Origin of the sequence: Bacillus sp. PPSBB_11 (assembly GCF_038023285.1) — a bacterium.
Classification (GTDB): Bacteria; Bacillota; Bacilli; order Bacillales; family Bacillaceae; genus Bacillus; species Bacillus altitudinis.
Map to the genome: position 1 here is coordinate 2,316,051 of NZ_CP150633.1, position 20,426 is coordinate 2,336,476.

Annotated in this window: 21 protein-coding genes, 12 tRNA genes and 1 pseudogene; 28 read left to right on the forward strand and 6 right to left on the reverse strand. The window is 40.1% G+C overall.

Features of this window, described 5'->3' with window-relative positions; translation table 11 throughout:
• Positions 1-89: 89 nt before the first annotated feature.
• The 15 genes from V7L95_RS11260 (at position 90) to V7L95_RS11330 (ending at position 3,918) form a co-directional block, all read left to right on the forward strand.
• Positions 90-166, forward strand: a tRNA-Met gene (locus V7L95_RS11260).
• 14 nt (positions 167-180) lie between these two features.
• A tRNA-Asp gene (locus tag V7L95_RS11265) sits at positions 181-257 on the forward strand.
• A 19-nt stretch (positions 258-276) separates the two neighbouring features.
• Positions 277-352 (forward strand) — tRNA-Phe (locus V7L95_RS11270).
• A 6-nt stretch (positions 353-358) separates the two neighbouring features.
• A tRNA-Thr gene (locus tag V7L95_RS11275) sits at positions 359-431 on the forward strand.
• A 15-nt stretch (positions 432-446) separates the two neighbouring features.
• Positions 447-531: transfer RNA gene (locus V7L95_RS11280), tRNA-Tyr, on the forward strand.
• A 13-nt stretch (positions 532-544) separates the two neighbouring features.
• Positions 545-618, forward strand: a tRNA-Trp gene (locus V7L95_RS11285).
• A gap of 24 nt (positions 619-642) precedes the next feature.
• Positions 643-718, forward strand: a tRNA-His gene (locus tag V7L95_RS11290).
• Positions 719-727: 9 nt separating this feature from the next.
• Positions 728-799: transfer RNA gene (locus V7L95_RS11295), tRNA-Gln, on the forward strand.
• Positions 800-806: 7 nt separating this feature from the next.
• Positions 807-881: transfer RNA gene (locus V7L95_RS11300), tRNA-Gly, on the forward strand.
• Between the two features lie 5 nt (positions 882-886).
• Positions 887-957, forward strand: a tRNA-Cys gene (locus V7L95_RS11305).
• Positions 958-971: 14 nt separating this feature from the next.
• Positions 972-1,060: transfer RNA gene (locus tag V7L95_RS11310), tRNA-Leu, on the forward strand.
• 38 nt (positions 1,061-1,098) lie between these two features.
• Positions 1,099-1,180, forward strand: a tRNA-Leu gene (locus tag V7L95_RS11315).
• A 278-nt stretch (positions 1,181-1,458) separates the two neighbouring features.
• Positions 1,459-1,884, forward strand: a complete 426-nt coding sequence (locus V7L95_RS11320) for a hypothetical protein (protein ID WP_041093294.1) — start codon at positions 1,459-1,461, stop codon at positions 1,882-1,884.
• 415 nt (positions 1,885-2,299) lie between these two features.
• On the forward strand, positions 2,300-3,094 hold the full coding sequence (locus tag V7L95_RS11325) for a phosphotransferase (protein WP_251186131.1): 795 nt from the start codon (positions 2,300-2,302) through the stop codon (positions 3,092-3,094).
• A 119-nt stretch (positions 3,095-3,213) separates the two neighbouring features.
• The gene (locus V7L95_RS11330; protein WP_206114255.1) at positions 3,214-3,918 is read left to right on the forward strand and encodes a hypothetical protein; all 705 of its coding nucleotides are present in this window, start codon (positions 3,214-3,216) and stop codon (positions 3,916-3,918) included.
• A gap of 42 nt (positions 3,919-3,960) precedes the next feature.
• Here V7L95_RS11330 and V7L95_RS11335 read toward each other — a convergent pair whose 3' ends face one another.
• From V7L95_RS11335 to V7L95_RS11355, 5 genes are all read right to left on the reverse strand, one after another.
• The gene (locus V7L95_RS11335; protein WP_017366891.1) at positions 3,961-4,506 is read right to left on the reverse strand and encodes a histidine phosphatase family protein; all 546 of its coding nucleotides are present in this window, start codon (positions 4,504-4,506) and stop codon (positions 3,961-3,963) included.
• 71 nt (positions 4,507-4,577) lie between these two features.
• Positions 4,578-4,769: a hypothetical protein gene (locus V7L95_RS11340; protein WP_024719924.1), complete on the reverse strand. Its 192-nt coding sequence runs from the start codon at positions 4,767-4,769 to the stop codon at positions 4,578-4,580.
• Positions 4,770-4,887: 118 nt separating this feature from the next.
• Positions 4,888-5,181, reverse strand: coding sequence for a hypothetical protein (locus V7L95_RS11345; protein WP_024719925.1), 294 nt, complete (start codon positions 5,179-5,181; stop codon positions 4,888-4,890).
• Between the two features lie 64 nt (positions 5,182-5,245).
• Positions 5,246-5,935 (reverse strand): DUF1963 domain-containing protein, encoded by a 690-nt coding sequence (locus V7L95_RS11350; RefSeq protein WP_255836073.1) that lies wholly within the window; start codon positions 5,933-5,935, stop codon positions 5,246-5,248.
• A gap of 18 nt (positions 5,936-5,953) precedes the next feature.
• Positions 5,954-6,757: a DUF2262 domain-containing protein gene (locus V7L95_RS11355; protein WP_340966404.1), complete on the reverse strand. Its 804-nt coding sequence runs from the start codon at positions 6,755-6,757 to the stop codon at positions 5,954-5,956.
• Positions 6,758-7,291: 534 nt separating this feature from the next.
• On the opposite strand from V7L95_RS11355, the gene V7L95_RS11360 reads away from it, so the two are divergent.
• On the forward strand, positions 7,292-9,235 hold the full coding sequence (locus tag V7L95_RS11360) for an LTA synthase family protein (RefSeq protein ID WP_340966406.1): 1,944 nt from the start codon (positions 7,292-7,294) through the stop codon (positions 9,233-9,235).
• Positions 9,236-9,391: 156 nt separating this feature from the next.
• Positions 9,392-9,958 carry a signal peptidase I gene (lepB, locus tag V7L95_RS11365; RefSeq protein WP_017360387.1) on the forward strand — a complete coding sequence of 189 codons (567 nt, stop codon included), beginning with the start codon at positions 9,392-9,394 and terminating at the stop codon, positions 9,956-9,958.
• Between the two features lie 42 nt (positions 9,959-10,000).
• Here the strand turns inward: lepB and V7L95_RS11370 are convergent, their stop codons facing one another.
• Complete coding sequence (locus tag V7L95_RS11370; protein WP_019743963.1) at positions 10,001-11,293, reverse strand: homocysteine synthase; 1,293 nt, start codon at positions 11,291-11,293, stop codon at positions 10,001-10,003.
• A gap of 265 nt (positions 11,294-11,558) precedes the next feature.
• Here V7L95_RS11370 and V7L95_RS11375 point away from each other — a divergent pair, with 265 nt between their 5' ends.
• From V7L95_RS11375 to V7L95_RS11425, 11 genes and pseudogenes are all read left to right on the forward strand, one after another.
• Entirely contained in the window at positions 11,559-11,714 is a 156-nt protein-coding gene (locus tag V7L95_RS11375) for an FbpB family small basic protein (RefSeq protein WP_034647783.1), read from the forward strand.
• A 162-nt stretch (positions 11,715-11,876) separates the two neighbouring features.
• Positions 11,877-12,644 carry an ABC transporter ATP-binding protein gene (locus V7L95_RS11380; protein WP_076822005.1) on the forward strand — a complete coding sequence of 256 codons (768 nt, stop codon included), beginning with the start codon at positions 11,877-11,879 and terminating at the stop codon, positions 12,642-12,644.
• Between the two features lie 14 nt (positions 12,645-12,658).
• The gene (locus tag V7L95_RS11385) at positions 12,659-13,648 is read left to right on the forward strand and encodes an aliphatic sulfonate ABC transporter substrate-binding protein (protein ID WP_017366896.1); all 990 of its coding nucleotides are present in this window, start codon (positions 12,659-12,661) and stop codon (positions 13,646-13,648) included.
• A gap of 44 nt (positions 13,649-13,692) precedes the next feature.
• The gene (locus V7L95_RS11390) at positions 13,693-14,481 is read left to right on the forward strand and encodes an ABC transporter permease (RefSeq protein WP_224559741.1); all 789 of its coding nucleotides are present in this window, start codon (positions 13,693-13,695) and stop codon (positions 14,479-14,481) included.
• Positions 14,482-14,495: 14 nt separating this feature from the next.
• On the forward strand, positions 14,496-15,638 hold the full coding sequence (ssuD, locus tag V7L95_RS11395) for an FMNH2-dependent alkanesulfonate monooxygenase (RefSeq protein ID WP_017360383.1): 1,143 nt from the start codon (positions 14,496-14,498) through the stop codon (positions 15,636-15,638).
• Positions 15,639-16,179: 541 nt separating this feature from the next.
• Complete coding sequence (locus tag V7L95_RS11400; protein WP_003211695.1) at positions 16,180-16,392, forward strand: hypothetical protein; 213 nt, start codon at positions 16,180-16,182, stop codon at positions 16,390-16,392.
• Positions 16,393-16,507: 115 nt separating this feature from the next.
• Positions 16,508-17,254 (forward strand): ABC transporter ATP-binding protein, encoded by a 747-nt coding sequence (locus V7L95_RS11405; protein ID WP_008349096.1) that lies wholly within the window; start codon positions 16,508-16,510, stop codon positions 17,252-17,254.
• Positions 17,232-18,689 carry a hypothetical protein gene (locus V7L95_RS11410; protein ID WP_017360381.1) on the forward strand — a complete coding sequence of 486 codons (1,458 nt, stop codon included), beginning with the start codon at positions 17,232-17,234 and terminating at the stop codon, positions 18,687-18,689. The genes V7L95_RS11405 and V7L95_RS11410 overlap by 23 nt, the downstream gene beginning before the upstream one ends.
• Positions 18,682-19,587, forward strand: a complete 906-nt coding sequence (locus V7L95_RS11415; protein ID WP_058213955.1) for a PqqD family protein — start codon at positions 18,682-18,684, stop codon at positions 19,585-19,587. The genes V7L95_RS11410 and V7L95_RS11415 overlap by 8 nt, the downstream gene beginning before the upstream one ends.
• Positions 19,584-19,865, forward strand: a complete 282-nt coding sequence (locus V7L95_RS11420; RefSeq protein ID WP_008349089.1) for a hypothetical protein — start codon at positions 19,584-19,586, stop codon at positions 19,863-19,865. Before V7L95_RS11415 ends, V7L95_RS11420 begins: the two co-directional genes overlap by 4 nt.
• Positions 19,866-19,944: 79 nt before the next feature.
• Positions 19,945-20,426: pseudogene (locus V7L95_RS11425) on the forward strand (hypothetical protein); the annotation flags it as partial.

Genomic DNA, 20,426 nt, shown 5'->3' on the forward strand with positions numbered 1-20,426 from the left:
AGGATTAGCTCAGCTGGGAGAGCATCTGCCTTACAAGCAGAGGGTCGGCGGTTCGAGCCCGTCATCCTCCACCATATCTTTTATATCGTCGCGGGGTGGAGCAGTTCGGTAGCTCGTCGGGCTCATAACCCGAAGGTCGCAGGTTCAAATCCTGCCCCCGCAACCAAATTTCTCTTTATTGGTCCGGTAGTTCAGTTGGTTAGAATGCCTGCCTGTCACGCAGGAGGTCGCGGGTTCGAGTCCCGTCCGGACCGCCATTTTTTAAAAAGAATACTTGGCTCGGTAGCTCAGTTGGTAGAGCAACGGACTGAAAATCCGTGTGTCGGCGGTTCGATTCCGTCCCGAGCCACCACTATTTGCCGGTGTAGCTCAATTGGTAGAGCAACTGACTTGTAATCAGTAGGTTGGGGGTTCAAGTCCTCTTGCCGGCACTGTTTTTCAAATGTGGAGGGGTAGCGAAGTGGCTAAACGCGGCGGACTGTAAATCCGCTCCCTCCGGGTTCGGCGGTTCGAATCCGCCCCCCTCCACCATTTTTATTTTCATAGGGGCATAGTTTAACGGTAGAACAGAGGTCTCCAAAACCTCCGGTGTGGGTTCGATTCCTACTGCCCCTGCCAATTATATGATTCATAACATCTATGGCGGTTGTGGCGAAGTGGTTAACGCACCAGATTGTGGCTCTGGCACTCGTGGGTTCGATTCCCATCAATCGCCCCATTTTATTATTGGGCTATAGCCAAGCGGTAAGGCAACGGACTTTGACTCCGTCATGCGTTGGTTCGAATCCAGCTAGCCCAGTTGATATGCGGAAGTAGTTCAGTGGTAGAACACCACCTTGCCAAGGTGGGGGTCGCGGGTTCGAATCCCGTCTTCCGCTCCAATTATGGCGGCATAGCCAAGTGGTAAGGCAGAGGTCTGCAAAACCTTTATCCCCGGTTCAAATCCGGGTGTCGCCTTTTTTGAAAAGACTGCCGGGGTGGTGGAATTGGCAGACACACAGGACTTAAAATCCTGCGGTAGGTGACTACCGTGCCGGTTCAAGTCCGGCCCTCGGCACCATTTTTTATTTATTATAAGTTGCGCTCTTTAATGATCATGCCGGTGTGGCGGAATTGGCAGACGCGCACGACTCAAAATCGTGTTCCTCACGGAGTGCCGGTTCGACCCCGGCCACCGGTATCTAGTTTTAGATATTCTTTATTATCGTCAATTACAGAAGAATTAAAGAATATTAACGTTTAAAACGTCTTTCTACAGATTGTAGAGAGGCGTTTTTTATTTGTTTTTAGCTAGTTTATCACATGACAAAGTTACTTCAAATGGTGAAAAAACAGTTTTTACTGAGAGTCATTCTAAGGAGATTAACTTTTACTTTATTGATGGTTACCTTATGATTAAACTAAAGGGGCAGGACAATTGAAGATGGATTGGATCAATTGTACATAGGAGGTGTTGTAATGATTACGGTTAAAAATGCTGAAAGTTATCTTAAAGATAGCATCGGTGAAGATACCGATGAGATAAATAAGGTTTGGGAAACATTTAAGGCTTTTTCAAAGGAGACCGTTGAGGGCGAAGAAGATAAAGAAATTTTATTTCAGTGTGGTGTCTATGATTTTACAGGAGAGGAACTATTTCATCTTGATTTTGTACGTCAGTTTACAATTTATGAAGAAGATGATTATTCTCACATGGAACAACTGCACTGTGAATTTTTATTTAAACCAACAAGCGAGTTAAAAAAGTTAAAGGTGGTAGAAGAATGGTCAATGGATTATGACGATATAGATCATTTTTTTAATCATATTGAAAGTATTCATGAGTTTAAAATTCCTTTGACTTTAAAGCCGATAAAATCAGCAATATATCAAGAAGAACTTTAATTCTTATTTCATTAACGGCTGCTTTACCTTAAGAGGGTATACCTTGCCTTTTTGGAAAAATTTATCACGGAGTGCCGGTTCGACTCCGGCCACCGGTATCTATTAAAAGTTTGATTTTTACCGTGAACCTAACGTTTCACCCTCGTGGTGAAACGTTTTTTTGTGGTTTAAATGAGTTATTTAGATGAAAATAGAATCCTATTAGAAGAGAATGAGCATGTACTACTTTTAACAGAATAAACTTTAGATGATTTGCAACATTTGGTACGATACATTTAACCATATAAGGAAACAGAATGGAGTAGCGCATTCACATAAAACAGTGAATTACCTTTGTGTAACTAAATGAATATTTGTGGGTACATGCACATCTTTAGCTTGCATCATCATTGTGACCCAGTTTGGGGGAGAATTTATGAAAAAACAAAATGATCATGAAGAGTTATTGACAGGTGGAAATGTCTCCAACGTATATCGTTCGGGAGATACGGTTCGCAGAGAGGTAAAGTCAGACAATATGAATATACAAAAGCTGCTAAAGCATTTAGAAAAAAAGAATTTCTCCTATGCTCCAACGTTTTTAGGGGTTGATGAAAAAGGTAGAGAGATCTTGTCCTTCATTGAAGGTGTGGCCGGTCATGATCCCTTAAAAGAATACATGTGCTCTCACAATGCTTTAAAAGAAATAGCGAAAATGCTTAGACTGTACCATGATGCTGTTTGTGATTTTCCCATTTCAGACGATTGGGAACGAATGGACAATACGCCTAACAACATAGAGGTTGTGTGCCATAATGATTTTGCGATGTACAACATCATTTTCAAAAATAAAAAGCCAGTGGGAATCATTGATTTTGATGTAGCTGCCCCTGGTCCAAGGCTTTGGGATATTGCATATACTCTCTATACTTGTGTCCCTCTCAGTAGGTTTTTTCGTACTGAAACAGGGGATGTCGTAAATTATCATTCATTAGAGCATGCAGCCCATATAAAGTATAGAGTCAAACTGTTTTTTGAAGCTTATGGTGAGGAAATACCAGAAGATTATGTGGACATGGTGTTGCTGCGTTTAGAAGGTTTATGTCAATACATGAAACGAAAAGCGAGTAAAGGGGATAGAGCCTTTCAAAAAATGATTCATGACGGGCACCTTGAACATTATCAAAAAGACATACAATTCATTCATGAGCACAGAAAAGAATGGGTTTGAGGATGCCAAGGGTTTTATAAAAGAAAAAGGACAACTCATCTTTTTACTAGTTTCATGTGGATGTTACAATTGGTTATAATAGTTCAATAGAATGAATGTAAAGAGGCGGAGTTGTTATCTTGCAAACGAAGACGATATTACAGACTATTATTGAAGATGAGCGATCACATGATTATCCGCTTTTTAGACAGTACTGTGTCAGGAAAGAACAGGGTCTGCGTAAAGATGCGTTAAAGGTTCTTCAGTCTTTTGTTGAAGAGATGAATAAGAACGAATTTACAGCACGGCGTTCATTTGTTGCTTGGCTGTTTGATTACATTGAACGTTTTGAGGATGGTCATCATTTGCTTGTGTATCCATTGGTACATGGGGTGATCCACCCTGTTCTTCAAGAGTGGGAAAATATTGATCCAATGGATGCCAGACCGTATCGATGGCAAGGCTTGTTTGTGCATCAGGGGGAAGGGCTGCCCTATTTATTGAAGGCACTAGAGCTGGGAGGCAGCAAAGAGCAGCGAGTGATTGTTCAAATTTGCGAAACCTATTTCTCGGCTTTGTGGTATTCGTTTCATCATATACATGAAGATCTTTATTTAAGCACCTATGAGAAAGATCATGAGCGAATTCAAGGGATTCAAGATGTCATGAAACTGATCGAAGATAAAAAGGTTCAAACCAATGTTGAAAAACTAGCAGTCTACTATAACCAGCTTTTATCGGACTGGAAGGAATTTCAGCAGACGGAGACAAATGGCTTTATAAAATGGTGTGCGGATCGTAAGAAGCCCTATGAGTGGGTACAGACATTTTACTATCACCAATAGTTGTTTTTCATAAGAAAAAGGCAGGGATCAACCCTGCCTTTTTTATTTATGCCATATTCTTTCTATTTCTACATGGTCTGGTTTAAAATATTTCAGGATGTAGACATCTGGATTGCTTAGTTGTTCCCACTCCTTGAATCCAATTGCGGGATCGGCGTGTTTTAGAAGCAGGCTCATAATATTGCCATGAGTGGCGAATAAAGTATGATCTCTTCCTAATTTTATTTGTTCATAGAGTGCCTCTACAATACGATTCATCGCTTCTTGGCTCGACTCTCCGCCTTCACAGGTCATATGCATGTCCGAAAAACTGAGCTTTAGTTTTTCATACCAATCTTCCATTGGTTGACTGCTTAACCTACGTTCAGAGAGACGTTTGTCAATTTGTACCTTTATCTGTTTGGCATGAGCAAGGGGCTCAGCGGTTTGAATCGCTCGTTTATAAGGACTTGAGATGATCTGGTTGAGCTGAATGCCGGAAAAAAGCTGTGCGAGTTCATGCGATTGTGTGATGCCTTGAGGCGTTAAAGACGCATCCTCGGATTGTCCATCTGCTTGACAGTGTCTGACGAAATAATATGTCTTCATAGGGGGTACACCTTCCTCTAAGTATAAAAAAATCATCCAATATTGGATGAGGGTTCACGAAAGTTGAGGTTCTATTTGTTCGTGTCTGCTTCTTTGTATGGATCTATCAGTTTTGAGGTTAGGTCTAAGTTGAACAAAAAATCATCTATGGTGTCTGTGCCAAAGGGAAGGGTGGAAAAATTAATTGGGATGCTGTCTTCTTGCGTATCTGAAGTAATCGGCTGTTTGTGCTGCTTTTTTCTCCAGTTCTTAAACAAGCGCATGTGAGGCCCCCTTTTCTAAAAAAAAGTTGGATTTATACATAATATACGGGGAGAGTTGTCCGAGCGTCAATTGTTTTCTTCAAAAGGATTTATTACATTTGTACGGAAAGAGCCACAGCTAAGTGCGGATCTTCCCGTGTTTTGACATGGCACGGTGTATGGCTTGTTGTACCTTTCGTTCGCATCTGATGTTGTATGGCTTCTTATGGAGTTTACTCGTCTTAAATTGACCAATTACACGGCGGACTCCTTGATCATAAATGATCAGCTCTCTGCTCGTTTGATCACTTAATAACGCTTGAAACCAGCTGTATTTTTTTAGCTGTGCTGCATTCCGTGATATATCATCTTCATCTACCTGTAAAAAAGGGATATACAGAGCAAGATTGAAGATGTCTAAAATGAATCCCATATCACTGACCCCCTTCATATCGTTTATTACGTTTAGAAAGGGGAATGGTTCCTTTCAATTGGTTTTAAAAACAATCCCAGTGCATGAACCATTCTTTATTTTCTTTGTCGTAATAGAAATACATCGTGCCGTTATCACCAATCATGAACCGAGGTTTTTCTTCTGATGCGATTTGCAGCATGAATTCTCCTGACATCTGGTGGGGAGGAGATTGGATGTAAGCTCCGTATCCACCGATTTTTGTAAACGAGTAGTTTGAGTAATGCTCGAAGAAATGATCTGTCGCTTCTTCACTTTCATTAACCTCTGATAAGTCAACGTATGACCAAGCTTCCTCCCAGCATGGATAATCCGGTTGTTCCCCTTCGAGCCACTCTATCTGGAAAGGTTTCATTCCTTTCACGTCTTCAGGGGGCTCAGCGATTTCTAATCCTTCCATTGATGAATATTCAATGAGTTTCCAGCCCTCACCGTTTTTGGCGATATCGATCGGAAGGGTTTTCTTGTTGATGAAAATTTGAATCATCTTACATTCATCAAAGCCGTTCATTCCCCCTGGTACTTCGGGTAAATACATTTGTAAAATGGGAATCATAGCTCCATCTTGATCTGCCGGCCACCCTTTATCACGTTGGATGAAAAAATGACCAGCAAACCAGCTGTACTTAGATGGATCAGGGCGAAACCCGCCTATTTTGGCTACAATAGGTGTTTTTCCTAGTTGATTTAATTCGTCAAAAGCTTTGATCTTCATTTATCTATCCTCCATTCTTTAGCCAGCAATGTGTGCATCTTGAAACGTTCCATTCATATTGCCAGAGACAATGATGACATGTCCCCAAAATAAATCTCCGTCATGATAGTAGGCTTCGAATTCTCCATTTGGATAAGCATGGAGGCTTTCAAGAGAGATGCGGCTGATAAATTGATTCGGTGTGATCTCTTCTGAATTTTCAGCGGAGTCGTCTTGTTCCTGCCAATCTTTTGCTAGTTCAATCAACTGATTTGCTGCATATGACTTCATGGAGGCATCCCATGTTGTCTGCTCTTCTACGAGTTGTCTAGCCGTTTTCAGAGAGTCATTCATTTCTTCCTCTTCTTCAAGATTGAAGTAAAGAAGGCACTCCTCATTGCCCCACTGGATGGTTGTTTCAAATAAGTCCAGTCCTTTCACTAATTCAAAAGTACCCAGCTTGTCATGGTGGTAAAAGATAGGTTGTTGAGCTTCTTCTAATATTTCTTGAAGTTCCTTATCTTCAGTATCTGTATCAACAAGTGAAACGAGCATAAATTCACCTTCACCTTTACGTACTTGAAGTGTGACGATAGATTCTTTATGTAATTGCGCTTGTTTTTCTCGTAATCCCTTTTCATCTGTTAACCAGCACAGTCTCACTTTTTCGGTTATGATGCGGTCTTTTTCCTTCCATGCAATGAGTGGGATTGAAGCAGTCCAAAAAGTTTCTTTTCCAGCTTTTCCTGCGCCGACTCCAGAAGGTCCTGTAACAGCCATGATGTCTATCACTTCTTCTGAGAATCTTTGTTCAAATATGTTGACTTGTTTGTTTGATTTCATAGGATGTCCCCCAGCTTGATTTATTTGATGGAGCTATATCTTTATCACACCGTACATTGGCAGGGGAAATCAAGCTTTTTTTGCTTAAAACTGTTTTTTAGGTTTGTGGCAACAGAGAGGATACATGGATTGCTGGAGGTTGAGTCACAATAAAAAAGCAAATCGGTTCGGATTTTGTATAAATTTGGCTAAGTGAGTCGAAAAGCCTAGGTGATTCTTCCTTTTCTTTATAATTACTTTGACACGATTAGATGAAAAAAGTAAAGTAGTACTGAGTGATTTACAAAACCTTCATCATTCTCTGAAACATGAAGCGGCAGTAAATTTAATGTAAATGGATATTTTTCCTTTTATTTACTCGTATTTTTTTTGAAACTTATGATGCTTCTTATTCGTTATATTAAAGGAGCACATGTAACCTGCGGAGAAAAGAGCATCGGAATGCTTGGTGCAGAAGATTTACATTTGCAAAATCAATGTAAATTTTTTATGATTTCATTTATATCAGATCGAAAATAAGAAAGAAGAGGTTTTATGAAAAAAATATTGATGAACAAATATAGCTTTTTTGTTTTGGCTGTTCTTCTATTTTGGGCAAAATCGTACACAGCCTACAAAATGGACTTTAATTTAGGAGTGAAGGGATCTTTTCAAGAGGGTCTTCTCTTATTAAATCCATTCAGTTCAGCCATTGTGTTTTTGGGACTTGCTCTCTTTTTGAAGGGGCGTAAATCGGCCATTGTTTTAATTGTCATTGATTTTATTATGACCGCACTTTTATATGCGAATGTAGCGTACTATCGTTTCTTTGATGATTTTTTAACATTCCCGACAATGAAACAAGCCGGTAATCTTGGGGGAGGTATGACTGGCGGTGTGTTAGCAAGTATTAAGCCGCATGACCTTTTGTACTTCCTTGATATCATCATTTTAATTGCCATTGTCATTTGGAGACCAGAAGTGAAGAAGTTCCAAATGAAAAAAACTTTCGCACTGCTGATTGTGGCTGCAGGTGTTGGACTGTTCTTCGTTAACCTACACTTAGCTGAAAAAGATCGTCCAGAATTATTGACGAGAACATTTGATCATAAGTACATTGTGAAATATTTAGGTGTTTATAACTATGCGATTTATGACGGCGTGCAAACCGCACAAAATGCAACGCAGGTAGCAAATGCGAGTAGTGATGATTTAACGGATGTCGTGAACTATACGACTTCTCACTATGCGAAACCAAATGCAGAATACTTTGGTCAAGCTAAAGGGAAAAACATCATCAAAATCCATTTAGAAAGCTTCCAGTCATTTTTAATTGACTACAAGTTAAATGGAGAAGAAGTGACGCCGTTTTTAAACAAACTAGCTCATGGAAAAGAAGATTTTACGTATTTTGATAACTTCTTCCACCAGACTGGTCAAGGGAAGACTTCTGATGCTGAGCTCATGATGGATAATAGTATGTTTGGCTTACCAGAGGGTGCAGCGTTTGTGACAAAAGGTGAAAATACCTTCCAATCACTTCCTGCCATCTTAGATCAAAAAGCAGGCTATACGAGTGCAGTGCTTCACGGGGATTATAAATCTTTCTGGAACCGTGACACGATTTATAAACATATGGGAATTGATCAATTCTTCGATGCATCTTATTACAACATGGATGAAGAAAACCTTGTAAACATGGGTTTGAAGGATAAACCATTCTTTAAAGAATCAATCCCAATGTTAGAATCAATGAAAAAGCCATTTTACGCACACTTAATGACATTGACCAACCATTATCCATTTAATTTAGATGAGAAAGATGCGACAATCGCTAAGGCAACAACTGGCGATAAAACAGTGGATAATTATTTCCAAACAGCGAGATACTTGGATGAGTCATTAGAACAATTCTTTAAGGACTTGAAAAAATCAGGTCTATATAAAGACTCAGTGATTCTATTATATGGTGATCATAACGGTATTTCTGAGAACCATAACCGTGCAATGAGTGAGATTCAAGGGAAAGAAATTACGCCATATCAAAATGCACAAAATCAGCGTGTACCGCTCATGATTCGGATCCCTGGGAAACAAGGCGGCGTGAATCATACGTATGGCGGTGAAGTAGACGTGATGCCGACGCTTCTTCACTTACAAGGTATTGATTCAAATGAGTACGTGAATTTTGGAACAGATTTATTCTCTAAGAAGCATGATCAAACTGTTGCATTCCGTAACGGAAACTATGTGACACCAAAATATACCCTTGTAGATAATACGGTCTACGATACAAAAACGGGTAAAGTGGTGAAACAAAACAAAAAGACAGAAGCGATTAAAGCCCGTGTTGATAATCAGTTAAGCTTGTCAGATAAAGTACTATACAGGGATCTTCTTCGATTCCATAAGCTATCTGATTTTAAACCAGTGAATCCATCTGATTATTTCTATGGTAAAACAAACAAAGAGACAGAAGCGGATTCTTCTGCTAACTAACTGAGTTTTGGGCAAGCACAGAAAGGTGCTTGCCTTTTTCTCTCTTACAGCTTGATTTGTTGGCAAAATATGTTTATATTTAGGGAGAAACAAGCGTGGCGTCAGCGGTCAGCTGGCGATAACTCATTTTGTCCTAGGGGATTTCAGGAGGAGCTTATGACAACAAATACAAAAACACAAAAAAAGAAATCAGAATTATGGGGCTGGATCAAAGCCATCTTAATCGCATTTATTGCTGTTTTTATCATTCGTAACTTTTTATTCGCACCCTATATTGTAAAGGGGACTTCTATGGAACCGACACTGCATAATACAGAGCGGGTGTTTGTGAATAAAACAGTCGATTACTTCGGCGATTATAAACGCGGACAGATCATCGTTCTTGATGGGGAAGACCGCAGTACTCACTATGTGAAACGATTGATTGGTTTACCTGGTGATAAAATCGAAATGAAAAATGACCAGCTATATGTGAACGGTCAAAAAGTGGCAGAGCCTTATTTAGCATCAAACAAAAAGAAAGCTGCCGCAGATGGCACCTTGCTGACACCTGATTTCGGTCCTCTTACAGTTCCTAAAGGAAAGTACTTTGTCATGGGTGACAACCGCCAAAACTCAATGGACAGTCGCAACGGTTTAGGTCTTTTTACAAAGAGTGATATTCAAGGGACAACATCATTCGTGTTTTATCCCTTCCAAGATATTCGATTAATCAATCACTAGTCAATAAGAAAAAGCACACAGGTGTGTGCTTTTTTTGTTTGGTTAAGACTGGCTTTTTGAAATCGCCTGTTCTAGATCTGCCAGAATATCTTCAATCGCTTCTGTTCCAACAGATAAACGAATAAGTTCTGGTGTCACCCCTGTGGCTTTTTGCTCTGCTTCACTTAATTGCTGATGCGTTGTGCTGGCAGGGTGGATGATGAGTGACTTAGAGTCGCCTACGTTTGCAAGATGTGAGAAAAGCTGAACCGAATCAATGAGTTTTTTTCCTGCGTCTTTGCCACCTTTAATGCCGAATGTGAGGATGGCACCTTGTCCTTTTGGTAAATAAGTTTGAGCCAGCTCAAAGGATTCATGGCCTTCAAGACCTGGATAGCTGACCCATTCTACAAGAGGATGATCTTGTAAAAATTGTGCTGTCTTCAATGCATTTTCACTGTGGCGTTCAAGACGTAGATGCAAGGTTTCTAAGCCTTGCAAGAGTAAAAATGAGTTGAATGGTGATAAAGCCGCCCCTAGATCACGTAAGAGCTGTACACGTGCTTTTGTGATATAAGCCGCTTCGCCAATTGCTTCCGTATACGTCAGGCCATGATAGCTTGGGTCTGGTTCCGTCAGGCCTTTGAACTTATCGCTATCACCCCAAGGAAACTTACCGCTGTCGACGATGACGCCGCCAATGGATGTGCCGTGGCCGCCGATGAATTTCGTCGCTGAATGGACGACAATGTCTGCGCCAAATTCAATCGGTCTTAACAAATAAGGGCTTGCAAGTGTGTTATCCACAATTAGAGGGATGTGGTGCTTGTGTGCAATGGCTGATACGGCTTCAATATGTAAAATGTCGCCTTTTGGATTTCCGATGCTCTCTGCATACACTGCTTTTGTTTTATCTGTAATGGCTGCTTCAAGTTCTTCAAGGTTTGAGGAATCCACAAACTTTACTGTTATTCCAAGCTTTTTCAAGGTATGCGCAAATAAATTATATGTGCCGCCATACAGACTGCTGGAGGATACGATTTCGTCACCAGCTCCTGCAATGTTTAAAATGGAGTAAGTGGTCGCTGCTTGTCCTGAGGAGACAGCAAGTGCACCAATTCCACCTTCAAGCTCAGCGATCCGTTTTTCAAACACATCATTTGTCGGGTTCATAATACGTGAATAAATATTACCGGGTTCCTGAAGTCCAAATAAATTCGCCGCATGCTCACTATCTCTAAAACCGAAAGAGCTTGTTTGGTAAATAGGTACAGCTCTTGAATAGGTGGCTGAGTCCAGTTCTTGACCTGCGTGAATTGCTTTTGTTTCTAAACGAAATTGAAGTTCTTCTGACATGTGTGTATCCTCCTTTTGTTAGATAAAACCAACTACTTTAATAAGAAATATTTAATAAGACTATAAATCTTGTTTACTGCCCGGTCAATCATTTTTTAGATAAATCTGAAAAAACAATAAATATAGTTGACATGTCGGAATAGTATGTATTAACATAAGCATACTGAAAATATCAATAAGAATCGCTGATCGGTCAACCGAAGGCTCGTTCACTCAGGCATGAGTGAAGGGCCTTTTTTTATTTTAATCAGGAAGGAAGCTGAAGATGGAGAAAAAGAAAAAACGAAAAAAATACAGAAAACATTTGGATATCACATTAGACATTTTGATTGAGCGGAACAAATATGAGATTTACAGCAATCAAGAACGAATAGAAGAAATTTACGATCGTATTGATGAAAAGCATACAAGGTCGAAATAACCATTTTATAAAATATAGTTGATTTATAGGAATAATATGATTTAGGATGGTGCTAACAACTCAATATGAAAAGCTGATCGGACAAAACGAAGGCTCTTATCTCTCTTTTGGGATAAGGGCCTTTCTGTGTATCTATCTGATGACAAGAGGAGTGAACTTGCATTGACTATTTCCATTGATATTGTGGATAAGTCTTTTTGGAAAGACAAACAAACCATTCAAGTGCTTGAAAACGTAAGGTTCACCATCGTTCCTGGTGAATTCGTGACGGTGATTGGTCCGAGCGGTTGCGGGAAAAGTACATTGCTGAAGATGATTGGAGGGCTTGATACAGATTATGATGGGCAGATCGTGATAGGAGAAAGGCGTGTGACAGAACCAGGAATGAAACAGGGCTTTATTTTTCAAGAGCATCGCTTATTTCCATGGTTAACGGTCGAAGAAAATATCGCTGCCAATTTCAATTTAAAACAAGCAGCTGTTCGCCGCAAAGTGGATGAATTAATTGACATTGTTCGGTTAAAAGGTTTTCAACACGCCTATCCACATGAGCTTTCAGGCGGGATGTCACAACGTGTTGCTATTGCAAGAGCACTCCTGCGTGATCCGGAGATTTTATTGCTTGATGAACCTTTTGGTGCGCTAGATGCATTTACACGGAAACACTTACAGGATGTGCTGCTGGATATTTGGCAGGAGAAAAGAACAACGATGGTGCTTGTCACTCATGATATTGACGAATCCATTTATTTAGCCAATGAAATTGTGCTGTTACAAGCAAGACCCGGCCGAATTCATAAAATCCTTCCCGTGAACTTACCATTCCCGCGGAATAGAACGTCAACAGCTTTTCAGAGCTTAAGACAAAAGGTGCTTTCAGAATTTGAGAAAACAGATGAGCTGTTACTGACGAATGGCTCAGGAATTTAAGGAGGTCAAATCGAATGAAAAGGCAAAAAAGGATCGTTCTCTTTCTGGGTATCCTCCTTGTATTAGCTGGGTGTGGTCAAGCAGCGAATGGATCAGAAGACAAGCCGAAAGAGATTCGGATTGGGATTCAGCAAAGTCTAAGCCCACTTCTTTTAGCAAAGGAAAAAGGGTGGTTTGAGCAATCATTTGAAAAAGAAGGTGTGAAAGTCAAGTGGGTGGAGTTCCAAAGTGGTCCTCCCCAATTCGAAGGGCTTGCCGCCAATCAATTAGATTTTTCACAGGTTGGTAATTCACCTGTTATAGCTGGTCAGGCAGCAGGTATTGATTTTAAGGAAATTGGTTTATCTCAGGATGGGTTAAAGGCGAATGGGATTTTAGTGAATAAGAACAGTGAGATTCAAAAAGTAGAAGATTTAAAAGGGAAAAAAATCGCCGTTGCCAAAGGAAGCAGTGGTTTTGACTTTTTATACAAAGTATTAGATCAGGCAGGTTTATCTGCAAAGGATGTCCAGATCATTCAGCTTCAGCCGGATGAGGCAATATCTGCGTTTGAAAATGGGTCAGTTGATGCTTGGTCGATCTGGGAGCCGTTCTTATCACTTGAAACGATAGAAAAGGGAGCAAAGCTACTGGTTAATGGAGAAGCGACCGATTTATATTCACCTGGATTCACACTTGTCAGAACCAAGTTTGCCGATGAACACCCTGAACTAGTGGTGCAATTTTTAAAAGTATATGACAAAGCGGTGAAATGGCAGAAAGATCATCAACAGGAAGCCATTACACTTTATGCTCGTTTGAAACAATTAGATCAGAAGGTGGTGACACAAGTATTAAACAATACAGAGCCGCTCAATGAGCCCATTTCTAAGAAAATCATAAACGCCCAGCAGCATACAGCTGATTTTCAATATCAAACAAAGGCGATTCAGCGGAAGATTGATGTCAATCAGGTGGTAGATAATTCGTTTATTGAAAAAATGCTGAAAGAGGAGAAGAGTTGATGAAAGCTGCATCTAACCCAGCCCTTGTGACTAAAACCGAGCGAATGAAGAAAAAAAGGAGAAAAGCTTCATCCTTCATCATGTTAAAAGGACTTGTATTACCTGCTTTACTCATTGCGATTTGGCAGGGAGCTGCTGCTTCCCAAATCGTTTCTTCTACTGTACTACCTGCACCCACTGTCATTGCGGAATCTTTTCGTGAGTTGATTCGTTCCGGTGAGCTGTTTGGCCATCTTTACATCAGTCTCTACAGAGCAATATGCGGGTTTTTACTTGGGGGAGGTTTAGGGCTTGTGATGGGTCTGTGTGTCGGTTTTTCTAGGAAAACCGAGCAGTATGTAGATCCGACCTTGCAAATGCTGAGAACAGTTCCTCATTTAGCGGTGACTCCTTTATTTATTCTTTGGTTTGGTTTTGATGAATCAGCGAAAATTTTATTGATTGCACTTGGGGCTTTTTTTCCGATCTATATCAATACCTTTCTAGGAATTCGCAGTGTAGATAACAAGCTGTTCGATGTGGCTCGCGCTTTAGAGTTTAATCTGTATCAAAATATCACAAAGCTCATTTTACCTGCTGCCCTTCCTCATATTCTTCTGGGCGTGAGGCTTTCATTAGGCATTGCCTGGCTTGGTTTAGTGGTGGCTGAATTGATGGGGTCGAGTAGTGGAGTCGGCTACATGATTATGGATGCAAGACAATTCTCGCAAACGGATAAAGTGTTTGTAGGGATTATCATCTTTGCGGTAGTTGGTAAGATGACTGATTCATTTGTACGGCTGTTAGAAAAGCGACTGCTCAAATGGCGCACAAGTTATCAAGGTGAAAAATAATAGGAGGCGATATGATGAATATTCTATGGTTTATTCCAACGCATGGGGATGGGCGTTATTTAGGATCATCGAAAGGGGCAAGACAGGCAGACTATCCGTATTTTAAACAAATTGCTCAAGCTGCCGATCAGCTTGGGTACACAGGGGTCTTGCTGCCTACAGGTAGATCTTGTGAAGATCCATGGCTGACAGCGGCCGCTTTAGCTGCAGAGACAACTCATTTAAAGTTTCTTGTGGCTCTTCGGCCAGGGTTGATGCAGCCGTCTGTTGCTGCTAGAATGACCTCCACATTTGATCGGCTTTCAGGCGGGAGACTGCTGATCAATGTTGTAGCGGGAGGAAGTAAAGAAGAACTTGAAGGAGACGGGCTATTCATTTCTCATGATGAACGCTATGAGGCAACAGAAGAATTTTTGACCATCTGGAAGCGGTTATTGAAAGGAGAGAATGTTCAGTTTCAAGGGAAGCATCTGCAAGCACAAAATGGACGTCTGCTATTTCCACCAGCTCAAACACCACATCCACCCGTTTTTTTTGGAGGATCATCAGAAGCAGGCATTCAAGCCGCTGCAAAACATACAGATGTTTATTTAACTTGGGGCGAGCCGCCTGCACAAGTAAAAGAGAAAATCGCACAAGTGAAAAAGCAGGCTGAAAAGGAAGGAAGAACGGTGAGGTTTGGTATTCGACTTCATGTGATCGTGAGAGAAACGGAAGATGAAGCTTGGCAGGCAGCGGAACATCTGATTCGTCATTTAGATCAAGAGACTATTGATGAGGCGCAAAAGACTTTACAAGGGATGGACTCAGTAGGGCAAAAACGAATGGTTGAATTACATCAAGGGAATAAAGAGAAGCTTGAAATTAGCCCTAATCTTTGGGCAGGCATTGGCTTAGTTAGAGGCGGGGCAGGAACAGCGCTCGTCGGGGACCCGCATACAGTAGCAGAACGTATAATAGAATATCAGTCTCTAGGTATTGATACATTTATCTTTTCTGGTTATCCGCACTTAGAAGAATCTTATTATTTAGCAGAACTTGTTTTCCCGCTTCTCCCATTTAAAAGAAATGGTGATGCAGGACCACACGTTCCTGCTGGTGAAATTATTGGGAACAATTACTTTCCTGATACAGCCTCTGCTGCAAGTTCCTCATAAATGAAAGCAAAGCAGTCATACTTGTCGGGCTGCTTTGCTTTTTTTATAGAAAGAGATGCAAGTAAAATGATATGTGCTGTGGAAGAAGGCAAGGGCTTTTTTCCCAATAGGTTTTCTTGTATATACATATTTTAAGAGACAAGAGAAGAAGGAAAATATGCTCACTCTTTTGTTGGAATTATCAGTTAATATGTCGTATTTGATGTGTTAACGACATATAATTAGGACTTTTATATCTGATATATCGGGGGAATTCTTTCTATCTCAAAAAAATGAAAGATTAAATAGAAGAGATGATGAAAATGAACTATTTGAAAAAAGGCAGAAAAAAGATGGATTCATTGCCAATATTTGGGTCTTGTGGTTCTTATGTTGTGGTGAAAAATAGTAAAAAAGGGAGAATTTATACAGTTGAACATGAACAATTGAATAAAAAGTCACATTTTACACGAAAATACGTTCGGTCAAAAATGGGATCTTCTGTTGATGTTTGGAGTGTGACGCCTATGATACGATCATCATAAGCTGGGAGGTGAAAAGTATGACTTATGCAGCGCCGCAAGTTGACTATTCCACTATGGAACCTGCTATTATGGACCAAGCTTGGTTCTTAGTATTTGTTGCTGTCCTTCTTGGATTGGGAGCAACAGTTGTTCTAGGAGCAGCAGTTTGGTGTTTAGCAAACGGCAAGGGTAGCTTTACAGGAGCCGTTCAGTGGGAAAGTGGCTTAAAAGTCCAAATTGAATGTAAGTAGCTATACTTAGGATTCATCTTTTTACTTCTTAGATAAGACACCAGGGCTAAACCGTCTGTGGCGGGCGGTTTAGCCTGATCTGTTTTTAAAGAATATGCAGACACTTGGAGGTTATATGTTTACGATCGAGAATTTAACCAAGACGTATAAAAATAACGTGACTGCTGTCAATGATTTTCATTTAAAAATTGCCCCTCATCAAATCGTTGCTGTGGCTGGACCAAATGGATCCGGTAAAACAACGATGATTAACTGTGTACTCGGCATCATTAAGCATACAGAAGGAACCATTCATATCAAGGACGTCACAAATGATGATCCATCCTTTAAAAAACAAGTCGCCTATGTTCCAGATGATCTGCTGCTCCCTGAAGCATTGACTGGTGCTGAATATTTAGATTTCGTTTCTTCTATGTATGAATGTAAAACAATTCAAAGAAGAAATCAACTAATTGAATTGTTTGATATGGAATCAGCTTTATCAAGACCGATTGAAACCTATTCCCATGGAATGAAAAAAAAGACACAGCTGATTGCTGCCTTTATGCTTGAGAGTCAATTAGTGATCATGGATGAGCCCTTTAGAGGACTTGATATTGAAGCGGTTATAAACACAAAGAAACTAATGAAACGTTATGCCGAGCACCATGGTGCAATCTTGCTTTCAACGCATGATATGCTTTCAGCGGAAGAGCTGTGCCACAAGATCGCCATTATTTCTAAAGGAAATAAAATGGATGAAGGGACGGTTTCAGCCTTAAAAGAAAAGTATCAATCAAGCACATTGGAACAGGTGTTTCTGAAAGCTTCAATGTTAAGTGATAGGGGTGCACATTTTGATGAAATCATTAATCATTTCTAAAATGATGCTTAAAATGTGGCAGCAGGAGATGTATAAGCTCTTTGATACTCAAACGAAGCGAATCATTGTGGTCTTATTCTTTTTGTTTGCAGTCACAATGGGAGCCATCATCGGATACAGTTTTACGGGTGTCTTTATGAAGGCTTTCTTAAATGGAGATGAACGTTCACTTGGGTTGTTGGTTGTGTCGATGGCAATCAATGCATCCATTTTTACAAGCTTGTTATTTGTGCTGATCAAAGTCAGAACACCTGAACAAGATCGTTTTTCTATGCAGCTCAGCTGGTTTCCGCTGTCTACCTTTCAAAAAAGTCTTGGTTACTTCATTCCGATGGTGACAGTCGTGACAGGGCTTGTTTTATTTTTCATCGGGATCTTGCTTTTACCTAATTTTATTGCACAAGGGATCGGTATTTTCTTTATTCTTACGTTCTTTTTGATGGTGCTGTTGCAATCGCTCTTTGTCTTAACACTGCTTCAGCTCATTTACAACGTGACTTATTTACTCGTACTAAAATTAAAATTACCGTTGCAAAAATTTGCAGCGATATTTGTTTTATTAGCGCTAGTTGTAGCCTATGGAATGACACATTTCGACATTAATCAAATACAGCAATCATATGTACAGTTTGATTATCATTTGATGTATTTTACAGCACCGTTTTTCTTAGCGGCACAAGGGATGTCTCCTGACGGGGTGAATTATGCGATGTTGATCCTCTTCATCTTATTATCTGCGGGAGGCGCATTTATTTCTCTTGCTTTAATGCCAATTATGGCTGAGAAAAAAGCGTTAACCTTTTTGCACAAACTGCCATTTTCATCTTCGAAAAAGTGGTCACTCATTGTAAAGGAAATAAAGTCACAAGTGAGAAATGAAGAAAATATTTTAAACTTTCTCATCCTCCTTATTGTCATTTTATTTGTCCGTTATCAGTTTGCCTTCCGCTTTGAAGGAGAAGCTTTTTTTGTCTTATGTGCGCTAGCTGGGTTAACAGCTTTTAATTCATTTGGCAATGACAAACGTATGCTTGGGATGTATAAAACGTTTGGTCTAAGGCCGTGGGAAGTGGCTCTTTATAAGTTTCTCGGGCTTTTGCTCGTTGGTGTGATCCAAATTGTTTTATTTATGATCACAACACTGACGCTCCCCGATCAGATCTGGATCGTGTTGATTGGCGCTGCTGTCTTGTGTAATGCAACGGCTCTCTTTTATGTGGTAGGTATTTTATTGCCCCTTGATCGAAATAATCCATACACAGGCATTTTCTCGTTTGGAGCGCTTATTTTAATCATGATTCCGATTGTATTTATTGGAAACTATGTGATAGGGGAATCGAGTCAAATGCTTCAGTGGCTGCTTGTGGCAGGATTTGAATGTCTGCTCATCTTTGCCATATATAAAGGTTTTTCATGGAGGTATTCACATGATTGAACTTCTTAACAATAAGCTAAAGATTGAGCGGGTGCCGGCACTTGCGCCATATGTGACTTTACAAAAAAGACATTTGACTGATACGCAGTACGGAAGTTCGCTTCCGATTAACGAAAGTGCATATCATATGTTAACGAAAGTGGATGGTCAAAGGACAGAGGCGAGTATTACGGCAGAGCTCGCCGATTTGTTTCAGGTCGATGAGTCTGTGATTGCCCGCGATTTTTATCAATTGATGATGGGGCTGAATCAGCATCACTTGCTGTCGATTCATTATCAATCGCCATATCGGACTGTCACAGCCTTCTGTCAATTTTTTAAGCAGTATCAAGTAAAGATGAAAGAGCGGTTTGACTGCACGGGTCATTCATTTCTTCACATATTGGGTACGGCTCTGCTGATGGTGACGCGCAAAATCATCTTTTTCTGGGTGCTTTTTATGATCATGGCGGGAATCGCCTTTTTATTTATTCCTGATCCATCGATTGCAGCCATTGCGATTTATTTTACGATTATTTATTTCGGATTAATTACTGGAACTGCCTTGCATGAGGCGGCGCATGGGTATGCACATCGGAAGTTCGCCGGCCGGGATGGCCCTCAAGGCTTTTTTGCGAGCGATATGATGTCTGTGAAATTTGTGAGGCCTGTTTTAGATCCGTTTCAGAAAAAACAGGTGTGGATTACACTGCTTGGTCCGCTTTTGCCGGGGCTCATTGGCGCAGCCGGAATCATTGTGACTGTTTTATTTCTAAAAGAAAATCCAATTTCGACAGGGTTTTTCATTTTTTCAATCACGTATTTTATTCAATTGCTCTACCTTCTTCCGTTTATGGGGGATGGTAAGTCTATTATGAAGCAGTTATTGCTTGGTGGAATGGGAGGACAACGATCATGAACGTTCAGGCAATGAAACAAGGTGCAATTGTTGGTAGTTTCCTAGGTTTCTTAGGTTTTCCGATGCTGACCATTGGTGTTCTGTTCTATCACTTATTTCAATCAAAAACAAATAATGAATTATTATTTAACAGTCTTGCTTTTGAAATGGAAGGTTCGTCTGCATTTACGTTCCAAATCAAACCAAACTTTTTTATTTATATGGTTGTCATTTTTGCTGTCAGTTTTCTCATTGTGGCATTCCTATCAGCCATGAAACAGAAAAAAGCGAAAGATTAGGAGAATTCTCCTAATCTTTTTTTGTATATTAAACCAAATTTTAGTATAATAAAAAATAAATGTATAAAAGGGGATATCAATGATTAAGAAATGGAGCATTCTTTTATTTACTGTTTTTCTATTAGCAGGATGCGGCGAGAAGGCTGCAGAAACAACAACGACAGAGAAAACGGTCTCTAAAATAGAAACAGAGTCTGACTCTAAAAACCAAGTAACTATTGAAAAAATGAAATTGACAAAGAAAGAAAAAAACTTACTAGAGGCATCAACGACGAATGAAATAGTAGCTCTTACACTTAAAGGATTAACGAAGAATGATAAGAGTATTACTTTTATCGGGAGCCACTACAAAAATGGCCGGCTAGTTAATAAAGAGGCATCTTCTTCGACTTTTACGTTACATCAGGATGGTACCGACCAAACGATGAATGTACTTTTACAATTAAGGCATGAGAAAGATACATATGAATCACAATTTAGTATGTGGTCAGATAACACTATTTGGGAAAGACGGAAAAACACAAGCCGCTGCCAACCAAGAGATCGTCAAGTCATTCCTCG